Source organism: Enterobacter sp. UPMP2061, from assembly GCF_053709615.1.
This window is the reverse complement of sequence record NZ_JBSKJP010000014.1, coordinates 14,632-35,166: the sequence shown is the minus strand read 5'-3', so window position 1 is coordinate 35,166 and position 20,535 is coordinate 14,632. Positions and strand designations below refer to the sequence as shown.

Annotated in this window: 21 protein-coding genes; 10 read left to right on the top strand and 11 right to left on the bottom strand. The window is 53.6% G+C overall.

The window, feature by feature from the left end; translation table 11 throughout:
• Positions 1-3 precede the first annotated feature (3 nt).
• The 7 genes from ACWKXX_RS19725 to ACWKXX_RS19695 form a co-directional block, all read right to left on the bottom strand.
• Positions 4-1,467 (bottom strand): mannitol dehydrogenase family protein, encoded by a 1,464-nt coding sequence (locus tag ACWKXX_RS19725; RefSeq protein WP_261666264.1) that lies wholly within the window; start codon positions 1,465-1,467, stop codon positions 4-6.
• Positions 1,468-1,690: 223 nt separating this feature from the next.
• Positions 1,691-3,229 (bottom strand): MFS transporter, encoded by a 1,539-nt coding sequence (locus ACWKXX_RS19720; RefSeq protein WP_015570613.1) that lies wholly within the window; start codon positions 3,227-3,229, stop codon positions 1,691-1,693.
• Between the two features lie 27 nt (positions 3,230-3,256).
• Positions 3,257-4,663 (bottom strand): glucuronate isomerase, encoded by a 1,407-nt coding sequence (uxaC, locus tag ACWKXX_RS19715; RefSeq protein ID WP_261666265.1) that lies wholly within the window; start codon positions 4,661-4,663, stop codon positions 3,257-3,259.
• Positions 4,660-6,045: an MFS transporter gene (locus tag ACWKXX_RS19710; protein ID WP_284329787.1), complete on the bottom strand. Its 1,386-nt coding sequence runs from the start codon at positions 6,043-6,045 to the stop codon at positions 4,660-4,662. The genes uxaC and ACWKXX_RS19710 overlap by 4 nt, the downstream gene beginning before the upstream one ends.
• Positions 6,046-6,118: 73 nt before the next feature.
• The gene (locus ACWKXX_RS19705) at positions 6,119-7,138 is read right to left on the bottom strand and encodes a Zn-dependent oxidoreductase (RefSeq protein ID WP_023296536.1); all 1,020 of its coding nucleotides are present in this window, start codon (positions 7,136-7,138) and stop codon (positions 6,119-6,121) included.
• Between the two features lie 14 nt (positions 7,139-7,152).
• Positions 7,153-8,367 carry a D-mannonate dehydratase ManD gene (manD, locus tag ACWKXX_RS19700; RefSeq protein ID WP_047746528.1) on the bottom strand — a complete coding sequence of 405 codons (1,215 nt, stop codon included), beginning with the start codon at positions 8,365-8,367 and terminating at the stop codon, positions 7,153-7,155.
• 111 nt (positions 8,368-8,478) lie between these two features.
• On the bottom strand, positions 8,479-8,805 hold the full coding sequence (locus ACWKXX_RS19695) for a YnfA family protein (protein WP_003857412.1): 327 nt from the start codon (positions 8,803-8,805) through the stop codon (positions 8,479-8,481).
• Between the two features lie 150 nt (positions 8,806-8,955).
• On the opposite strand from ACWKXX_RS19695, the gene ACWKXX_RS19690 reads away from it, so the two are divergent.
• Positions 8,956-9,294 (top strand): DUF1283 family protein, encoded by a 339-nt coding sequence (locus ACWKXX_RS19690; RefSeq protein ID WP_006808856.1) that lies wholly within the window; start codon positions 8,956-8,958, stop codon positions 9,292-9,294.
• Positions 9,294-9,854 (top strand): spermidine N1-acetyltransferase, encoded by a 561-nt coding sequence (gene speG / locus ACWKXX_RS19685; RefSeq protein ID WP_003857416.1) that lies wholly within the window; start codon positions 9,294-9,296, stop codon positions 9,852-9,854. Before ACWKXX_RS19690 ends, speG begins: the two co-directional genes overlap by 1 nt.
• Before the next feature lie 17 nt (positions 9,855-9,871).
• Here speG and ACWKXX_RS19680 read toward each other — a convergent pair whose 3' ends face one another.
• Positions 9,872-10,582 carry a YnfC family lipoprotein gene (locus ACWKXX_RS19680; RefSeq protein ID WP_017384542.1) on the bottom strand — a complete coding sequence of 237 codons (711 nt, stop codon included), beginning with the start codon at positions 10,580-10,582 and terminating at the stop codon, positions 9,872-9,874.
• 192 nt (positions 10,583-10,774) lie between these two features.
• Here ACWKXX_RS19680 and ACWKXX_RS19675 point away from each other — a divergent pair, with 192 nt between their 5' ends.
• From ACWKXX_RS19675 to ACWKXX_RS19645, 7 genes are all read left to right on the top strand, one after another.
• Positions 10,775-11,629, top strand: coding sequence for a glycosyltransferase family 17 protein (locus ACWKXX_RS19675; protein ID WP_003857421.1), 855 nt, complete (start codon positions 10,775-10,777; stop codon positions 11,627-11,629).
• 102 nt (positions 11,630-11,731) lie between these two features.
• Complete coding sequence (locus ACWKXX_RS19670; RefSeq protein WP_003857424.1) at positions 11,732-12,037, top strand: DUF1161 domain-containing protein; 306 nt, start codon at positions 11,732-11,734, stop codon at positions 12,035-12,037.
• 130 nt (positions 12,038-12,167) lie between these two features.
• A complete protein-coding gene (gene ynfE, locus ACWKXX_RS19665) occupies positions 12,168-14,606 on the top strand; it encodes a selenate/tellurate reductase subunit YnfE (RefSeq protein ID WP_454540843.1) in 2,439 nt (812 codons plus the stop codon).
• Positions 14,607-14,616: 10 nt separating this feature from the next.
• Positions 14,617-15,234, top strand: coding sequence for a DMSO/selenate family reductase complex B subunit (locus tag ACWKXX_RS19660; protein ID WP_017384545.1), 618 nt, complete (start codon positions 14,617-14,619; stop codon positions 15,232-15,234).
• 1 nt (position 15,235) lies between these two features.
• Entirely contained in the window at positions 15,236-16,090 is an 855-nt protein-coding gene (locus tag ACWKXX_RS19655; RefSeq protein ID WP_261666267.1) for a dimethyl sulfoxide reductase anchor subunit family protein, read from the top strand.
• Positions 16,091-16,134: 44 nt separating this feature from the next.
• Complete coding sequence (gene dmsD / locus ACWKXX_RS19650; RefSeq protein ID WP_015570619.1) at positions 16,135-16,749, top strand: Tat proofreading chaperone DmsD; 615 nt, start codon at positions 16,135-16,137, stop codon at positions 16,747-16,749.
• A gap of 110 nt (positions 16,750-16,859) precedes the next feature.
• Positions 16,860-17,171, top strand: coding sequence for a YebG family protein (locus ACWKXX_RS19645; protein ID WP_017384548.1), 312 nt, complete (start codon positions 16,860-16,862; stop codon positions 17,169-17,171).
• A gap of 114 nt (positions 17,172-17,285) precedes the next feature.
• On the opposite strand, the gene ACWKXX_RS19640 is transcribed toward ACWKXX_RS19645, so the two are convergent.
• The 3 genes from ACWKXX_RS19640 to ACWKXX_RS19630 all read right to left on the bottom strand — a co-directional run bounded on the left by ACWKXX_RS19640 (position 17,286) and on the right by ACWKXX_RS19630 (position 19,286).
• Positions 17,286-17,600, bottom strand: coding sequence for a hypothetical protein (locus ACWKXX_RS19640; RefSeq protein ID WP_017694081.1), 315 nt, complete (start codon positions 17,598-17,600; stop codon positions 17,286-17,288).
• Between the two features lie 38 nt (positions 17,601-17,638).
• A complete protein-coding gene (gene catA / locus ACWKXX_RS19635) occupies positions 17,639-18,316 on the bottom strand; it encodes a type A chloramphenicol O-acetyltransferase (RefSeq protein ID WP_261666268.1) in 678 nt (225 codons plus the stop codon).
• 85 nt (positions 18,317-18,401) lie between these two features.
• Positions 18,402-19,286 (bottom strand): LysR family transcriptional regulator, encoded by an 885-nt coding sequence (locus ACWKXX_RS19630; RefSeq protein ID WP_017384550.1) that lies wholly within the window; start codon positions 19,284-19,286, stop codon positions 18,402-18,404.
• A gap of 114 nt (positions 19,287-19,400) precedes the next feature.
• Between ACWKXX_RS19630 and ACWKXX_RS19625 the strand changes: the two genes are divergently transcribed.
• Entirely contained in the window at positions 19,401-20,528 is a 1,128-nt protein-coding gene (locus ACWKXX_RS19625; protein WP_032648188.1) for an alpha/beta hydrolase, read from the top strand.
• The last annotated feature ends 7 nt before the right edge of the window (positions 20,529-20,535 follow it).

The following is a 20,535-nucleotide window of genomic DNA, read 5'->3' as shown; positions in this document are numbered from 1 at the left end:
GCGTTAAAGCCGGGAGGCGTACTCAGCAACCGTGGCCTTCGCGCCTTTTTGCAGCAACGTTTGATAGGCCTGCATGACCGCAGCCACAAACACCGCGTCCTTCGGCAGCTCGTTACCGAAAATAGCCTCAATGCCCAACAGCGCGCTAACGCGGCTTTTGCCTTCAGCGCTACCGTTTACCGCCGCCTGAATCACCGCCAGCTGCGGATCGCTCACCTCAATCGCGTTACCCTGCTCATCCACACCGCCGACATAACGCATCCAGCCCGCAACACCGAGGGCCAGCAGCGGGAAGGGTTTCTGGTGGACAAGGTGCCAGCGAACGGAATCGAGCATCCGCTGCGGCAATTTCTGGCTACCGTCCATGGCGATTTGCCAGGTGCGGTGACGCAGGGCCGGATTGCTGTAACGTGCGATCAGCTGGTCGGCATAGTGAGCTAAATCCACCCCCTTCACTTTCAGCGTCGGCGCCTGCTCTTTCAGCATCAGCGCATGCGCGGCTGCGCGATAATGTTCATCTTCCATGCAGTCGTTAATGTGCTGATAACCGGCCAGGTAGCCGAGATAGGCCAGGAACGAGTGGCTGCCGTTAAGCATACGCAGCTTCATCTCTTCAAACGGAATGACATCAGAAACCAGTTCCGCACCTGCCTTTTCCCACTGTGGACGTCCGGCGACGAAATTATCTTCTACCACCCACTGGCGGAACGGCTCGCAGGCGACACCTGCCGGATCGCGTACGCCGGTTAGCTGTTCAATTTTATCCAGCGTTTCAGCCGTGACGGCGGGCACAATACGGTCCACCATGGTTGACGGGAAGGTGACGTTCGCTTCAATCCAGTCGGCCAGTTCGCCGTCAACAGCGCGCGCGTAGGCGCAGGTGACATTGCGCATCACGTGGCCGTTTTCCGGCATGTTATCGCATGACATCACGCTGAATGCTGGCAGCCCCGCCGCCTTACGCCGCGCCAGCGCTTCAACCACTACGCCTGGCGCAGATTTCGGCTGATGGGGGTTTTGCAGGTCGGCAACGATTAACGGATGATCGAACATCAGTTGTCCGGTTGCCGGGGAGTGGCAATACCCTTTCTCGGTGATGGTCAGGGAAACAATGGCGACCTGCGGATCGCACAGCGCCGCCAGCACGGTTTCAAGGCCGTCGACCTGCGCATGCAGCGCATTTTTGACGACGCCGACCACGCGCGCCGTCCACGCATCGGCAGACATCTCTGCTACGGTATAAAGATTATTCTGTGCCTTCAGATCGGCGATCTGCTGTTCGCCGCCAATCAGGTTAACTTCGCAGTAACCCCAGTCGCTGCCCTGTTCTGCGGCGAGTATATCGGTGTACACCGCCTGGTGCGCACGGTGAAACGCGCCAAACCCTAAATGAACAATGCGTGCCTTGAGGCTGTCGCGATCGTACTGAGGACGCGTTGCCTTCGCCTGTAATAAACGGTTTTCCATGATTGAGACTCGTTAATTATGAACGCTGAGATCCGCAGCCGCTCTGGTGACAGTGCGGCTGCGCCGGTTGACTAAACCAACTAGAATGGCAGTGTCATTACTTTATCCTGCCGATCACAATACTGGTTATGCTGCCATGAACATTGATTTACATTAACTTTCGGCCAAGTGGTGTGATATAAAAATCAAGTTGTGTGACATCTGGCAAAAGATATAAACCAGCTCATACAGGGGTGCGCACCGTCTGCTCGCCGGACCGGACCGTCGGCTCACGCCACAACCTGTCGTAGGAATAGCCTGTTAAATCTTCCACGACCCGGCGAGCTTCGGCGGATACGCGTTGGGGAGAGCCGTTGGCTTTCAGGCGATCCAGCTCATCCACAAAGATTTTGTGCGTACGCTTGTTCAGGTTAAATGTCAGAGCCTGCCACAGGGCCAGGATAAGCAAGGCAGCAGTGCCGATGAACATCAGCATTGCGATGGTGTGGATGGCTTCGGTTGGCTGCGTCTGGCTCCCTTTTACAAATCCGCCGCTTTGTAACAGGAGACCCACAATAAAGGTGGCAATAGCGACCGTGGTTTTTCGGGAGAATGTCATTACCGCGGCAAACAGTCCCTCACGACGCTGACGGCTGACCATTTCATCGATATCTGGAATGAACGGGAACACGTTCCACGGTGTAAACTCAAGGACGCAGCGCCCCACCTGATACACCCCGGCCAGAATGACCAGCGTCGCGACGGTATTCAACGCAGGGATCTGGTACACGGCAAAGAAGCCCCCCAAACAGAGCAACATCAGTGAATAGGCAAATACATATAGCTTTGATGGCCCATATCTGATGATCCCTATACCCGCAATTAACGTGACGGGCAGCCCCACAATACTCATCGACAGCAGCGTGCCTGCCAGTGAGGAAGAGACATTCAGACAGTAGACGCAGAAAAATACAAATACCGTGTTGTAGACATCTTTGCCGGTAAACGACAGCAGATAGATGGCGAGATGTTTCCTGAAGGCCCGGATTTTCAGGGTGGAACCATACTCCTTAAAAAGTCGTCCAAAGGCAGCCAGCTTCTCCCCTGCTGTTTGTGGGCGTGTGTTTTTTTCCAGCCCGGAGAGCATTTCCGGCGTCAACTCGCGTTCCCAGGTCACTTTCCACGAGATGAATACACATACCATAAACAGTACAGCAAAAATAACGCCGTTTATGAGGTAGGCATGGGCGCTGTTTTCCCCGAAATAGCCGATCAGTAATCCGGGAATAAATGTCGCCAGAAACGTCCCGGACGCTGAAAGAAACATGCGACAGGTAGAGAGTTTGGTCCGCTGGTTAAAGTCTTTTGTCATTTCTGACGGTAACGTTTCCCACGGGATCAGTACCATTGCAGCAATAATTTCAAATGCTAGATAGACGGCGAGATAAAAACCGTATGTCATGCCATCAAGCCACAGCAATGCATAGACCAGCATCAACGGTGCACCGATCAGCAAAAAGAAACGTCGGCGACCAAATTTTTTACCAAAATAGTTTTTGTAAAAATGGTCAGTGAAACTTCCCATAAACAAACTAACGATAGCATCGACAATGCGCGCTATAGCAACAATAGACGCCGCTTCAACCGGTGACAACCCAACAAATGTCGTATAGAAGAATAATAACCAGGCGCCGATAACGGTAAAGGCACCGCCGCCCATAATATCCGTTAGTCCGTAGCCGATACTAACCGGAATAGTAATTTTTTTTGCAGTACGAGACATGTTCCATCCCCACTCAGTGAGTAGAATTTAGAATCTGAAATAGTTTTCAGCATTATCATGGCAAATATTTTTAACCATCTTCGTTAGGATGGCGTTATTATCCGGAACTTCACCACGCTCCACCCAGCCACCAATGATATTGCACAAAATACGACGGAAATAATCGTGGCGAGTATACGAAACCAGACTACGGGAATCGGTTAACATACCGACAAAATTCATTAACAGCCCCTGATCCGCAAGGCTATGTAGCTGGTTTTCCATTCCACGTTGAGTGTCGTTAAACCACCACCCGGAGCCAAACTGTATCGGCGATTTAACGCCCAATTCCGCAGTCTGAAAATTAGCGATAGTCGTCGCGACAATATCGTTATAGCTGGCGTTGAGGTTATATAGAATGGTTTTGGGCAAAGCTTCAGCCTGCGCCATTGCATCCAGGAGTTGGTTGAGATTGGCCGCAAGATTCGACTGATCGGTCAGCGAGTCAAAACCAGTATTACTACCCCAAGAACGGTACATGCGGGAATTATTATTGCGAATCGCACCGAAGTGTATCTGCATTGCCCAGTTATGCTGCCTGTAATTATGCGCCAGCATAATAAAAATGGCACTGTCAAGAATCGCATTATTACGGGCGTCCAGATTTTCACCCCGGCGCTTTCGGGCAAACACGGATTCAACCTGACTTTCATCTGCTGACTGAAAATGGATCTCCACGGGTCCGTGATCGGAAATTCGGCACCCCATTTTGTGGAACCAGGCAATACGCTGCCTCATTCCCTTAACAAAATCGCTGAATGTCTGGATTTTAGATCCTGTCGTCTCACCTAATCGATCGATAAAGTCGGTAAACTGTTCCGCGTTTTGCGCAAAAACATCGTCCGGACGGAAGGTCGGTAATACCTTAACGTTGAACGTCGCGTCATCACGCAATAATTGATGGTAGCGTAAATCATCAAGCGGAGCATCTGTCGTGCAAATAACTTCTACCCTGGAGCGTTTAATGAGTTCCCTCGGCGTAAAATCAGGCTGCTGCAATAGCAGATTACAGCGCTCCATTATTTCACGCCAGTTATGCCTGCCCAGCGGTTCGTCACAGTTAAAATAGTGGTGAAGTTCTAAATGAGTCCAGTGATAGAGCGGATTTCCATAGCTCGCTTCGACCGTTTCAGCCCATGCCGCAAATTTATCCTCCGCCGGGGCATCGCCCGTAATGTATTTTTCGTCAATACCGTTGGCGCGCATGGCGCGCCATTTATAATGATCGCCAGCCAGCCAGAGTTCGGTAATATTATCGAGATTTTTATTCTCGAAGATATCTTTCGCGTCCAGGTGACAGTGATAATCAATAATTGGCAGCGCTTTCGCGACGTTACGATAAAGTTCAACACCTCTCGCATTGCCAATCATAAAGTTATCGTTAATAAAACTCATGACAGGGCTCCATATTTCCGCTGCTTCGCTGCGGTATCGCTCTGGCGCAGGGGTTCAGCTGCATCTTCCACCAGGCTCAAATCGCGGTCACGCACTTCTGGCATCAGCAAAGCGGAGACCAGCCCAATCAGCGAGTACGCCACCAGCATCGCCACAATCGGCCACCAGGACCCGGTCATATTGCAGAAGATCCCCGCCAGCACCGGACCAAAGCCTACCGCCACGAGACCGCCCGCCTCTTTGGAGATCGCCATGCGGGTAAAGCGGTTTCGCGAACCAAACATCTCCGCCATGGTGATGTTTTCCAGCGCAAACAGCCCGAGCACCGCAAAGTTATGAATAACGATGATAGAGAGCATAATCACGCCCGGCGCGTAACTCTTATCGACGATAATCGACAGCATCGGGTAAGCCAGAATAATGGCTGAAATGTTAAGGATGATATATGGCAGACGGCGCCCCACTTTATCGGACAGCCAGCCCAGCAGCGGGATGGAGACGAAGCCAAGAATCGAGCTGATCATCAGCGCATCGGTTGGGATCGCCTTATCAAATAACAGCGTCTGGACCAAGTACCCGGCAAGGAAGGTCTGGATAAGCCCAGAGTTACCGGCCTGACCAAAGCGCAGCCCCGTCGCCAGCCAGAACGATTTGCTCTTAAATATCGCGCCGACCGAGGTATCCTGCACAGCAACCGGCGCAACGGCTTCGGCATCGTTTACCTTCTCAAACACCGGGCTCTCTTTAAGGTTCATACGCAGCCAGATGGCGAAGATCATCACCACCACGCTGGCGAGGAACGGCACGCGCCAGCCCCAGGCAATAAGTTCTTCACGATCGAGGGCAAAGAACATCACGGCCCAGATCGCCGTGGCACTCAGCGTCCCGCAGTTGGTGCCCATGGCCACCAGCGAGGAGATGATGCCGCGTTTACCCTTCGGGGCGTATTCGGCCAGCATGGTGCCTGCGCCGGAGATTTCAGCCCCCGCGCCCAGCCCCTGAATAATACGCAGCGTCACCAGCAGCACCGGTGCGAAAATCCCGATCTGCGCATAGGTCGGCAACACGCCGATTAAGGTGGTGCAGATCCCCATCATGGTGATGGTGATAAACAGCACTTTTTTACGGCCAATTCTGTCGCCCATTCTGCCGAAGATAAATGCCCCGACAATACGCGCGATGTAGCCTGCGCCGTAAGTGCCCATCGCCAGGATCAGCGCCATGGCCGCGGACTGCTCAGGGAAGAAAATTTCATGAAACACCAGCGCGGCGCCAAGGGAGTAGAGCTGGAAATCCATAAACTCCAGGGCGGTGCCCAGCCAGCCAGATACGGCGGCTTTCACCAGATCTGACGTACTTCTTTGAGGTTGTGCTTGAGTCATAATGGCTATCTCTGCAAGGTAAGATGCGTACCACTGAGAGCCTGTCTTCGCAGGCTCTTAACCGCGTGAATTATTATTGGTCGAACGTGAGCAAGACTTTGCAGCACTGCCGCTGGTCTTTTTCAAACAGTTCGATGGCGTCTGTAACGTGGTGATAGTCAAATGTATGGGTGACCAGTTTTTCAGGGTCGATCAGCCCTTTTTCCAGCCAGTCAATGACCACCGGGAATTTGTTGGCATTCAGGCGCGAAGAGAAGATCGACAGCTCTTTGCCGGTGATCCCCTGCTGCACAATCTGGCTCGGGTCGCTGGAGAAGCCCATCAGCACGATGCGCGCCGCCGGAGACGCCAGCGTAATCGCTTCCTGTAAAATGGACGGATGACAGGCAGCATCGATGATTAACGTCGGCTTGATGCCTTTTTCATCCAGCGCGGCCTGTAAAGAATGCTCGCCGTTGTTGAAGACCCAGTCTGCGCCGCTGCGTTGCGCCATCTCCAGCCGCTCATCAATGCGATCCACCACGATGACCTGCTTCACCTTGTAAACGCCCTTCAGCGCCTGCACGGTGACCAGCCCCATCGGGCCTGCGCCGTAAATCAGCGCCACATCCTGTTCGGTGGGTTTCGCCTGCCCCGTCACGTTGGCGGCAATGGTGAATGGCTCAACCATCACCGCGTGGTGGTCAGGGATCGCATCCGGAATGCGCCAGGCATTTTTCGCCGGCACCACGGCGTATTCGCTGAAGCCGCCGTCACGGTGGACGCCCAGCACCACCAGCGAAGTACAAACGTTCGGTTTTCCAACGGAACACGGGTAGCAGTGCCCGCAGCTGATCACCGGATCAACCGAAACGCGCTGGCCCAGTCGGGTGCCCTCCACGCCTTCGCCAACCGCGTCTATTTCGCCAAAGAACTCGTGACCGATTACCCGCGGGTATTTCGCAAACGGGTTATGCCCGCGATAGATATGGCTGTCTGAACCGCAAATACCGGCGAGCTTAATTTTGACGCGGACGTCGCCTGCGCCCGGCAACGGGAGAGGACGCTCTTCAATCACCAGCACATCCGGCTGTTGGATCACTACGCTTTTCATCATTCGCTCCTCGTTTACCAGTTCCAGAGGGTGCCGTCTTCCAGACGAGCCACCGGCAGATAAGCCGGATCGTACGGGTATTTCGCCGCCAGCTTCTCATCAAACTCAACGCCCAGCCCTGGCTTGTCGCCCGGGTGCATATAGCCGTTATCGAAGCGCCAGCTGTGCGGGAACACTTCCAGCATCTGCTCCGAATACCCCATATACTCTTGCACGCCAAAGTTCGGTACCCACAGGTCAAAATGCAGCGCCGCGGCGTGGCAAATCGGCGACAGATCCGACGGGCCGTGTGAGCCGGTACGCACCTGATAAAGTGAGGCAAAGTCCGCAATGCGACGCATCCCGGTGATGCCGCCCGCATGGGTTATGGTGGCGCGGATATAGTCAATGAGCTGCTCTTCAATCAGCTGCTTGCAGTCCCAGATGCTGTTGAACACTTCCCCCACCGCAATGGGCGTGACGGTGTGCTGGCGGATCAGGCGGAAACACTCCTGGTTTTCAGCGGGAGTCGGATCTTCCATCCAGAACAGACGGTACTCTTCAATGCTCTTGCCGAATCGCGCCGCTTCGATGGGCGTCAGACGGTGGTGCATGTCGTGAAGGAGATGTTCATTGAAGCCGAACTGACTGCGCACTGCGTCGAACAGTTTCGGCGTGAAGTCGAGGTATTTTTCAGTGGACCACAGCTGCTCTTCCGGCCAGGCGCCCTTGGTCGCTGGCTCATACGCCAGCCCTTTTCCTTTTGCCATGCCGTAGGTGGTTTTCATTCCCGGCACGCCGCACTGCACGCGAATTGCCTTGAAGCCCATCTCTTTATGACGGGCATAATCTTCCAGCACGTCGTCAATGGTGTGCCCGGTGGTGTGACAATAAACCATCACCCCTTCCCGGGAGGCTCCACCCAGAAGCTGATAGAGCGGCATGTTCGCGGCTTTCGCCTTAATGTCCCACAGCGCCATATCCACGGCAGAAATCGCTGACATGGTGACCGGACCACGACGCCAGTAAGCGCCTTTATAGAAGAACTGCCAGATATCTTCGATGCGGTGCGCATCGCGGCCAATCAACTGAGGGCACAGGTGATCTTTCAGGTAGGAGGCAACGGAAAGTTCACGTCCGTTCAGCGTGGCATCACCCAGGCCGACAATGCCCTCATCGGTGGTGATTTTAAGGGTGACAAAGTTACGCCCCGGGCAGGTGACAAATACTTCAGCCCCGACAATCTTCATAATCCATTTCCTTACATCGCTCGTTGTGATGCAGGAAATTTACGCAACTACACTACTACCATACAAGTATAATGATCGTAAAATCAGCGGGCGATCACACTATAAGGACGCTTATGCGCGTCCCCAACCGGCCACGATGATCAACATGCCGCACAGGGCAATCAGCGCGCCTGCCCAGTCATACAGGCTTAGCCTGACGCCATCGACAACGCGCAGCCACAGCAGCGCGGTACAGACGTACACTCCGCCGTAGGCCGCATATACCCTCCCGCTGGCGGCCGGATGCAGGGTGAGCAGCCAGACAAAAAGGGCCAGGGACACACCCGCCGGGATCAGCAGCAGCGCGGAAGCGCCCCGCTTTAGCCAGAGCCACGGCAAAAAGCATCCGATGATTTCGCACAGCGCGGTCGCGAAAAAAAGCAGCGTCGTTTTGAACATTTTTCTCGTTTCGTGAGGATTGATTTAGACATCATACGCGATAATGTTCACATCGTTCCCATACCTGCCGCGCGGGTATGACACCCTTTCGGATTGGTGTAGAATCCAACGGGGTAATCCGATTGTCTGCACCCGTTTAAAGGAAACGCTATGACTACATTAAGCAAACGCCTTTGTCTGACAGCCGTACTGGCGCTGTCATCGTTCGCCTTCGCCGCAACGGCATCAGCCGAAACCAGCAAACTCATCATTGAGTCTGGTGACAGCGCGCAAAGCCGTCAGAACGCCGCCATGGACAAAGAACAATGGAATGACACCCGCAGCCTGCGTCAGAAAGTGAATAAGCGTGTGGAAAAAGAGTGGGATAAAGAAGACGTCGCGTTTGATGCCCGCGACAAATGCCAGCAAAGTGCCAACGTCAACGCCTATTGGGAGCCTAACACCCTGCGCTGTCTGGATCGTCGCACTGGCCGCACGGTAGCACCGTAATGTCGACGCCGTGTGACGTTAAGCTCCGTCCGCTGGAGCGCGAAGATTTACGCTTTGTTCACCAGCTCGACAACAATGCCAGCGTGATGCGCTACTGGTTTGAAGAGCCTTATGAGGCGTTTGTCGAGCTGTCCGATCTCTACGACAAGCATATCCACGATCAGAGTGAACGCCGGTTTGTGGTGGAGTGCGAAGGTGAGAAAGCCGGGCTGGTTGAACTGGTTGAGATCAACCACGTTCACCGTCGGGCGGAATTTCAGATCATTATTTCACCGGAGCACCAGGGGAAAGGTCTTGCGTCGCGGGCGGCAAAGCTGGCGATGGATTACGGGTTTAACGTCCTGAATCTCTACAAGCTTTACCTTATCGTCGACAAAGAGAACGAAAAAGCGATTCATATCTACCGTAAGCTGGGCTTTATGGTGGAAGGTGAACTGATCCATGAGTTCTTTATTAACGGCGAATACCGTAACACCATCCGCATGTGCATTTTCCAGCATCAGCATCTGGCCGGGCATAAGTCCTCCTCCGCCAGCCTGCTTAAACCCACCGCGCAGTAACCTGCGCGGTTTTATTCTCAATAATATTCAATGCTGTTTTTGATGGTGTACTTGTGCTCAACGGCAGGTTTGACGCTGTCATCGGTGATCACCAGCTCACAGCTCACCGGGTTATTATGGCGATCGTAATCACAGCTCTGCTTTACATTGCCCATCGGTTTATCGTTCAACAGGCTTACCGCCGTATAATCCATGCGCTTGCGCAGATCTTTCGACGGCACCGACTTGACCGATAAACGCTTGTCGCCGGAAACCGTAGTTTTACCCAGCGGGTAGCCGTCGGCGTCATACTGGTACTTCACTTCCATCTCTTTGCTGTGCGCGGCAACCACAAACCCGTTATCGTCGGTGTCCCACGTCAGGCCGGCAGACGGCAGTTCCGCCAGCTGACATTTTCCCTGCAACTTTACCTTCTGCTGCTGGGTTTCCGCATCGACGTAGTAGTTAGCATCCAGCACCAGCGCAACGCCCGTATTAGCGTCGAGATCGTGCAGTTCAAGCGTATCGAAACACCCTTCCGTTGACATCGTGCCGGTCACACGTTTAGAGACTTCACCCTTATCGTTGAACAGCGTCTGGGTAAAATCCTTCACCGGCCCGCGTAGAGGATCAAAGTCAAACTCGTTCGAAAAACTCGCCATCTCCGGCGTAAATGACAGCGGCGCGGTGTTGTTGTCGCATCCCACCAGTACCGTTGCCAGTAGCGTTATCGCTGCGTATTTATTCACATCATTTACCGTTCAAAGAGAGATACAATCATATTAGCAAATACAGCAACTTACATAACAGCACTTCATTTGACTCTTTGCGCTGTATAAATCCGTCGTTTGCATTGACGAGACCTGCCAAAGTGGCTACTTTGGGCGCGGAAGATTCCACACTATTATAAAATTAGATTCTTAAATTTTCGGGTTAACATCATGATTTACGACTGTTTTTTATACTATGACGAAGATATGTTGCTCGACATCAGATTACATACTCTCGCTGATGTCGTTGACCGTTTTGTCATTGTAGAAGCAACACACTCTTTTACGGGCATACCGAGAGAATTGCATTTCGATATTACAAAGTTTGCCAAATTCAAAGACAAAATCATTTACGTGCCTTTTGACGCGCAGCCTATTTTAAACCGTGCGGATAATAACCAGGTTGATGCCTGGGCAAATGAAGCAGCGCTTCGCAACTCCATTATGAACGGGTTAAAAGACGCGGCAGACGACGATCTGATTCTGGTGTCAGACGTTGACGAAATCTTCTCTCCCGACACGGTCAGGGCCATTAATCCGCGCGCGCTCTGCACGACTATTCATCAAAACGTGTTCAACTATCAGTTTAATCTCCAGGTTCACAACACGGATGGTACGCCGAGAAAATGTACCTTGCCCCGCGCGACGTCCTATTACAACCTTAAGCATTTCTTCCACGGTGAGCCTGAATCTTTCAGAAACTGGAAGCGTGCGCGCAAAGATAAAAACTGGTCATGGTTTAAATGGAACTGGCTAAAAATCAATAATAAAATTGTGAAAGATGGCGGCTGGCATTTCTCATGGGTAATGACTCCAGAAAGAATTTCCGAAAAAATGTCTACCATTTCTCATACCGAATACGATCTGCCGGAATTTAATAACCCGGAACATATTATGAAGGTTATTACCAACGCCGAAGATATCTGGGGACGAGACCGAAAACTGGTCAGGCAAGAGGTATCAAAACGCACCCTGCCTTCTTATCTGGTAGACAATCAGCACCATTACTCGCAATTTATTTTATGACGCAGGCAGGGCTCCAGGACAATTCAGAAAGACAGGTCCAAAAACAAAAGCTTACCCTAACCCTGCTATGCTTACAGTCCACACAGTGAAAAGGAGCTACAGATGAAACGGTTACCCTGGATTACCGCCCTGCTGTTAATGAGTGCTTCACCCGCTCTTCTTGCGGCCCCGGACTCCTGCGAGCGCGTGAAAAGCGACATTCAGCAGAAGATTATCAACAACGGCGTACCGGAGTCTGGCTTTACCCTGAACATCGTCCCGAACGATCAGGCCGATCAGCCGGATGCGCAGGTCGTTGGGCATTGTGCCAACGATACTTTCAAAATTTTGTACACCCGCACCAGTAGCGGCAACTACCCGGTGAGCGGCGCAGGTACGCAAGAGAATGCGCCCGCTGAGCCGCAATGATTTTCCCACTCAATTCCCCTGATTTGACGAGGATTAATATTTAATACCTCTAAATAAGTAACACTCCCCCCATCATTAGCCCGGTTGTAGTCACGGGTGAAAATAATTATTAACAATGATGGGGTGAGTTATGTCCGAAGTTGAACATCACGGCGGTTTAAGCCGTCGAACTCTGGTTAAATCTACTGCCATAGGATCCCTGGCGCTTGCCGCCGGTGGGATCGCATTACCTTTTGGTCTGAAAAGCGCCGCCGCCGCTGTGCAGTCCGCTATTCAGCCCGCAGAAGATAAAGTCGTCTGGGGCGCCTGCTCGGTAAACTGCGGTAGCCGCTGCGCGCTGCGTCTGCACGTTCGCGATGACGAAGTCTACTGGGTTGAAACGGATAATACCGGCGAGGATATTTACGGCAACCATCAGGTTCGCGCCTGCCTGCGAGGCCGTTCAATTCGCCGTCGCATTAATCACCCAGACCGTCTGAACTATCCGATGAAACGCGTGGGCAAACGCGGAGAAGGCAAGTTTGAGCGTATCACCTGGGAAGAAGCGCTGGACACCATCGCCGCGAGCCTGAAAAGCGTGGTCGAAAAATACGGCAACGAAGCGGTCTACATTAACTACTCCTCCGGAATTGTAGGCGGCAACATCACCCGCTCCTCCCCTTATGCCTCGCTGGTCGCGCGCCTGATGAACTGCTACGGCGGCTTCCTCAGCCACTACGGCACCTACAGCACCGCGCAGATCGCCTGCGCAATGCCCTACACCTACGGCAGCAACGACGGCAACAGCACATCGGATATCGAAAACACCAAACTGGTCGTGATGTTCGGCAATAATCCGGCGGAAACGCGCATGAGCGGCGGCGGGATCACTTACTACCTTGAGCAGGCGCGCGAACGGTCAAACGCGCGGATGATCGTTATCGTTCCGCGTTATACCGACACTGCCGCAGGGCGTGAAGACGAGTGGGTCCCGATTCGTCCGGGCACCGATGCCGCGCTGGTGGCAGGTATTGCGTGGGTGCTGATTAATGAAAATCTGGTCGATCAACCTTTCCTCGATAAATACTGCGTGGGTTATGACGAAAAAACCCTGCCGGAAGGCGCACCGGCTAATGGTCATTACAAAGCCTATATTCTCGGCCAGGGTGATGACAAAACCGCGAAAACCCCTGAGTGGGCGTCTCGCATAACGGGCATCCCTGCCGATCGCATCATTAAGCTGGCCCGTGAAATCGGTTCGGCGAAACCGGCCTACATTTGCCAGGGCTGGGGCCCACAGCGTCAGGCTAACGGGGAGCAAACGTCCCGCGCCATCGCCATGCTGCCGATCCTGACCGGCAACGTCGGCATTAACGGCGGCAACAGCGGCGCGCGCGAATCGACCTACACCATCACCATCGAACGCATGCCGCTGCCGGAAAATCCGGTGAAAACGCAAATCTCCTGCTTCAGCTGGACGGATGCCATTGCCCGTGGACCGGAGATGACCGCCCTGCGCGACGGCGTACGCGGCAAAGATAAGCTCGATGTGCCGATCAAGTTCATCTGGAACTACGCGGGTAATACCATCATCAACCAGCACTCCGATATCAACAAAACTCACGACATTTTGCAGGATGAGAGCAAGTGCGAAACGATCGTCGTCATCGACAACTTTATGACCTCGTCCGCGAAGTATGCCGATATTGTTCTGCCGGACCTGATGACCGTCGAGCAGGAAGATATCATCCCCAACGATTACGCCGGCAACATGGGATACCTGATTTTTCTCCAGCCGGTTACCGCCCCGAAGTTCGAGCGCAAGCCCATCTACTGGATCATGAGTGAAGTGGCGAAACGCCTCGGACCGGATATCCATCAGAAATTCACTGAAGGCCGTACGCAGGAGCAGTGGCTGCGCTACCTGTACGCCAAAATGGTCGCCAAAGATCCGCTGCTGCCGTCCTACGACGCGCTGAAAAAAATGGGTATTTATAAGCGCAAAGATCCTAACGGACATTTCGTGGCCTATAAAAAATTCCGTGACGATCCGGATGCCAATCCGCTGAAAACCCCGTCGGGCAAAATCGAGATCTACTCCAGCAAGCTGGCGGATATTGCGGCAACCTGGGAACTGCAAAAAGACGAGACCATCACCCCGCTGCCGGTCTATACCTCAACCTTTGAAGGCTGGGACGCGCCCGAGCGCAGCAAGTTCCCGCTGCAACTGTTCGGTTTCCACTTTAAAGCCCGTACCCACTCCAGCTACGGCAACGTGGATGTGCTCCAGGCCGCCTGTCGCCAGGAGGTGTGGCTTAACCCTGTGGATGCGGAGCAACGTGGAATCAAAAACGGGGATATGGTGCGCGTCTTCAACGACCGCGGCGAAGTGCGTATTGCCGCGAAAGTCACCCCGCGCATCATGCCCGGCGTAAGCGCGATGGGCCAGGGCGCCTGGCATGACGCCAACATGAATGGCGATCGTGTCGATCACGGCTCCTGCATCAATACCCTGACCACGCACCGCCCGTCACCGCTGGCGAAGGGCAACCCGCAGCACACGAACCTGGTGCAGATCGAGAAGGCATAAGGATTAACCGATGACTACCCAGTATGGATTTTTTATTGATTCCAGCCGCTGCACCGGGTGTAAAACCTGCGAGCTGGCCTGCAAGGATTACAAAGACCTGACCCCGGACGTCAGCTTCCGGCGTATTTATGAATATGCGGGCGGCGACTGGCAGGAGGACAACGGCGTCTGGCATCAGAATGTCTTCGCCTATTACCTGTCGATTGCCTGCAACCACTGCGAAGATCCGGCCTGCACCAAGGTCTGCCCGAGCGGGGCAATGCACAAGCGCGACGACGGTTTTGTGGTGGTGGACGAGGATGTCTGCATCGGCTGTCGCTACTGCCACATGGCCTGCCCGTACGGCGCGCCGCAGTACAATGCCGCCAAAGGCCACATGACCAAGTGCGACGGCTGCCACAGCCGCGTGGCGGACGGCAAAAAGCCCATCTGCGTCGAATCCTGCCCGCTGCGCGCGCTGGACTTTGGCCCGATTGAAGAGCTGCGCAAAAAACACGGTCAGCTTGCTGCCGTCGCGCCGCTGCCGTCTGCGCACTTCACGAAGCCGAGTATTGTGATTAAACCTAACGCCAACAGCCGTCCGACGGGTGACACCACCGGCTACCTGGCAAACCCGAAGGAGGTGTGAGATGGGAAGTGGATGGCATGAATGGCCGCTGGTGATCTTCACCGTTTTCGGGCAGTGCGTGGCCGGCGCGTTAATCGTGATGGGCTTCGTCTGGCTTAAGGAAAATGATGACAAGGCCAGAATGCGCATCGTGCGCAGCCTGTTTTTTCTCTGGCTGGTAATGGGTATTGGGTTTATGGCCTCGGTACTGCATCTTGGCTCCCCGCTGCGTGCCTTCAACTCGCTTAACCGCGTGGGCGCGTCAGCGCTGAGTAATGAGATCGCGGCGGGTTCGATCTTCTTTGCCGTGGGCGGTTTCTGGTGGCTGGTGTCGGTTATCGGTAAAATGCCCCCAGCTTTGGGCAAAATCTGGCTGGTTGTCAGCCAGATCCTGGGCATCGTTTTTGTCTGGGCGATGACCCGGGTCTATCAGATTGAGACTGTCCCGACCTGGTATACGGGTTACACCACGCTGAGCTTCTTCCTGACGATGGTTCTGGCTGGTCCTCTGCTGGCCGCGCTGCTGCTGCGCGTTGCAAACGTGACATTCAAAAGTACTCTTGCCGCGTCAGTCAGCGCACTGGCACTTATCGTCTGCGTGGCGGTCGTCGTGTTGCAAAGCAATACGCTGGGGACGATACAGAGTTCCATCCAGCAGGCTAACGCCCTGCTTCCGGATTATGGTTCGCTTCAGGTATGGCGCATCGCGTTGCTGGCAGCGGGTTTAGGCTGCTGGATCTGCCCGCTGATTCGTCGTCAGGAGCCAAAAACGCTCGGCCTGGTTGCAGGTGTCGTGCTGGTGGCGCTGGGTGAACTGATTGGTCGTGGGCTATTTTATGGTCTGCATATGACCGCAGGGTTAGCAATTGCAGGTTAACACAGGTGCGCGGGGCTACCCGCGCGCAAGTAAGGAAAGTTGTAATGAATGACGTCTCACACCGCGAATCGTTCGCGTTCAGCGCCCGGGTACTGGGCGCGCTGTTTTATTTCGCTCCAGACAGCGAGCAGACCGCGCCGCTGGTGAGTGCCCTGACCGCAGGTGACTGGGTTCAGGACTGGCCGCTGGCGGAGGAAAATCTGCTGCCTGTCGCCAGTATGTTTAAGACCCCATCGGATGAAGCGTTGAAAGACGCCTGGCAGCGTCTGTTTATTGGCCCGTATGCCCTGCCCGCCCCCCCGTGGGGCTCGGTCTGGCTTGATCGCGAGTCCGTGCTGTTTGGCGATTCGACCCTCGCGTTGCGTCAGTGGATGCGTGAAAACCATATCGCCTTTGAGATGCAGCAGAATGAGCCCGAAGATCATTTCGGAACGTTGCTGATGCTGGCGGCATGGCTTGCCGAGAACGGTCGCGAAACAGAACGCGACCAGCTTCTTGCCTGGCATCTGCTGCCATGGAGCACGCGTTTCCTTAGCGTATTCGTTGAAAACGCGGCCCATCCGTTCTACACCGCGCTGGGTAAACTTGCCCAGCTGACGCTGGCGGAATGGCAGTCCACTTTGCTGATCCCGATTGCCGAAAAAACGCTGTACCGATAACAGCACCTGGCTTGTCCACCCGTTGTGCAGGCCAGGCTCGCACATTTTTGCTGCAACACAACGTCACAACTGCTATACTGTATATAATTACAGTATACGGGGGGTGCACAATGGCTGTTGAAACAAAATTTGTTGTCGTAAGAAAAGGTGAAGAAAAAATGACATTTGCCAGTAAGAAAGAGGCTGACGCTCACGACAAGCTGCTCGATATGGCAGAAGCGTTTACCGACTGGCTGTTGCAAAGCGGAATGCAGATGGATGAAACGCAGGCGGAGAACCTTGGTCTTTATCTCGCCGAGCAGAAAGAGTCCGTGCAGCATATCCTGCGTACCAGCAAGCTTCCCGAGCTCAATGCTGAAACGGATAAAACAGCATCAGATGCGGACAGCAGCAAAAAAATCCGGGCCGTCAAAGCCGCCTGATCGTCAGAACGTCTCATCACCTGTTCTGCCGCCGCGGGCCGGAAACGGCTCGCGGCTTTATTAAGGTCGGCTGAACCTTATATTCATCAACCGTAACCCTGAAAATACGTCCTGTTATCTTGATTTGTCCGCCTCAACGTTTACGCTGATATTCAGCCTTTTTGCTTCCATGGTTATCATTGTTTTGGCCAGGTCCTTATCGCCCCCGTGCACTTTATCTATCAGATCCTGTACAAGGGTCATCATCAGGAAGTTTTTATTTGCAGGATAGAAATCTGTCGTAGTGATCCCGTTATCCTTCAGGCGCTGATGCGCCACCGTCTCTGTATCTGCGATTATTTCAGCTACTTTCTCATGCATGATCTCGATCTGCTCGAAAACAATGCGGTTAATCATTTCAATCTGTTCTGGCGTAAAATTCGGTTCCATTATTTCCCCTCGTCAGGCGTATGTTAAAAACACGTGAATCACACGTTGAGCGCCTCTGAATGGTGCGGTAAATTATCACACAACTCTTGTAACTCGTTGATCAGCCTGGCCACATGGAAACCGTCACAGACAGAATGATGGACCTGAACGGCGAAAGGCAACAAGACCTTTCCATCCTGGTTATAGTATTTTCCAAACGTGAACATGGGCGCAAAAAAATTCCGCATGTTAGCGACGTTGACGTTGAAACTGCTAAAGCTGACCCACGGAATATCCGATATGAAGAATATATTCTCCCGGGACTCTTCTTTAGGCCAGTAAGCAAGGATATTGCCATAGCGGGCAACATCTTCTGCATAAACGCGCTGAAAATGGTGAATATTTCCATCGTAATGACTCCATAACGATGAAAATGTCTCCGTTTCTTTATGGAAAAGGGTATAGCTTGGATGAACCTCATTCCATATTACAAGCTCATCATCCTTCATGGCCATACGGAATTCCGGATGCCGGTTTACGACGTCAGAAATAAGGGAAATAATCGCAGGATAAAATTTCCAGCCAACCTCTTTGATATGCTTTAGCAGCACGGTAATGTCCAGCTGAACCGTTTGGTTAAATGTAGATTGAGCAAAGCCCTGAAATACTTCAAAGTGTTCCTTTCTTGCCCAACGTGATAAGTCAACTAACGTATATTCTGGCATTATTTTTGTCATTTCAGAGCCTTAGTTGAGCTGCGCTATATAAAATAGTAGCGTATCACAAACGTAGGGGCTGTATAGACCGTAGCGAAGAGGCACCCTAAATTTTCAGCGTATCAATCACCGCTCTCAGCGCCGGGGATACGTTGCGGTGTGGATAATAGAGGTACAGTCCGTCCATCCGCAGGCTGTAGCGCTGTAAGACGCGTATAAGCGTGCCACGCTCCAGATCGTCAGCCACCAGCTCAACCGGGACATAGGCCAGCCCGAGTCCCAGCCGGGCCGCTTCGGCCTCCATGTAGCTGTCGGAAAAGGCCCATTGCCCCTCCGGGCGGTGAGTAACATGCTTCCCGTCCTGAACAAGCTCCCATTGATAGTGGTTACCGTCGGCAAACTGGTAGGCAATGCAGGGATGAGCATCCAGATCGGCGGGCGTCTGCGGGAAACCATAGCGCCGAAAATGCGCCGGAGCGGCAACCACAGCCATCTCCATATCGGGCGTGATGCGCACGGCAATCATTCCTTGTCCCACCTCCGGCCCAAGCCGGACGCCCGCGTCGAATCGCTCGGCAATGATATCCACGAACCGGCTCTCATTCATCAATTCCAGACGGATATCCGGGTAACGCTGTTTGAAGATAGCGAGCTTTGGCAGCAGGCATTTTTCGATGGCGTGCTGGCTGGCATTAATACGCACCGTGCCGGATGGCGTCTGGCGGTAATGCGCCAGTCTGGTCAGCCCGGTATCGAGCGCATCAAAGGCTGAACCAGCGGTCTGGTAAAGTTGCTCCCCGGCGTGGGTCAGCGACAGTTTGCGCGTTGTACGCACCAGAAGCCGAACGCCCAGCCGCTCTTCCAGCTCGCGAACCGATCGACTGATCCCGGATTGTGCCAGCCCGAGCCGTTGCGCGGCTGCCGTGAAGCTTCCCTCCCGCACCACCTGGATAAACAGATACAGCTCATTGTAGTTTTCCCGCTTCGCCATCATGCCTCATCAATTCATAACAATATGATATTAATCCTAGCAGCCTTTGGCCTCTAATCAGCACTATTTCTGCTAACTATAATGACCGCATTACAACAACACACGGTACCTCTTATGCAAACATTCACCCAAAAACTGTCCGTTGCGCTGCTGCTATGCGCATCATTAAGTGGAGTGACAACAATGAGTTATGCAGAAACACGAAATCCTGCCGCCCCCGTTTCGATGGTGACAACCTGGGATAAGACCTTCGCCGAGAGCAATAAAGTCGACCACCGCAAGGTGACGTTCGAGAACCGATACGGGATCACCCTGGTCGGCGATCTGTACATTCCCAGGAACAGCGGCGACCAGAAGCTGGCGGCGATTGCCGTCAGTGGACCGTTCGGTGCGGTAAAAGAACAATCCAGTGGTCTTTACGCCCAGACTCTGGCTGAACAGGGGTTCGTGACCCTGGCCTTCGACCCATCCTACACGGGTGAAAGCGGCGGCCAGCCGCGTAACGTTGCCTCCCCTGACATCAACACCGAAGACTTTAGCGCCGCAGTGGATTTCCTCGGATTACAGAAAGAAGTCGACCGTAACCGTATCGGCATTCTCGGGATCTGCGGCTGGGGTGGTATGGCGCTGAACGCGGCATCCATGGATACCCGCGTGAAGGCGGTCGCCACCAGCGTAATGTACGATATGAGCCGCGCGATGGGTCACGGCGTGGGCGACGGGAAAGATCGTTATTCAGCGGCCGATCGCCGGGCCGTGTTGCAGTATCTGAACGCGCAACGCTGGAAAGATGCTGAAAGCGGCACCTTCGCCCATGGCGGCCACGATATTTATGTCGATGAAAACGGTAAGGTAACGGCGGCCGGGCGTATTCTGCCGGAAGCATTGCCCGCCGATCCGCATCCGGTACTGAAAGAGTTCTATGATTACTACCGTATGCCGCGCGGCTTCCATGCCCGTTCCGTAAACTCCACCGGCGCATGGACCGCGACCATGCCGTTGTCCTTTATGAATATGCCGCTGCTGAGCTATGCCGGGGAGATCACCATCCCAACGCTGATTGTGACCGGTGAAAACGCGCACTCACGTTATTTTGCGGAAGATGCGTTTAAAGCTGTCGGCAGCAAACAGAAGGAACTGGTGATTGTTCCCGGTGCGAATCACGTTGATCTCTACGATAACGTCGCAGGGAAAATCCCGTTCGCGCAGTTCGGGCAGTTTTTCAAAACCAGTCTGGATTAATTCTCTT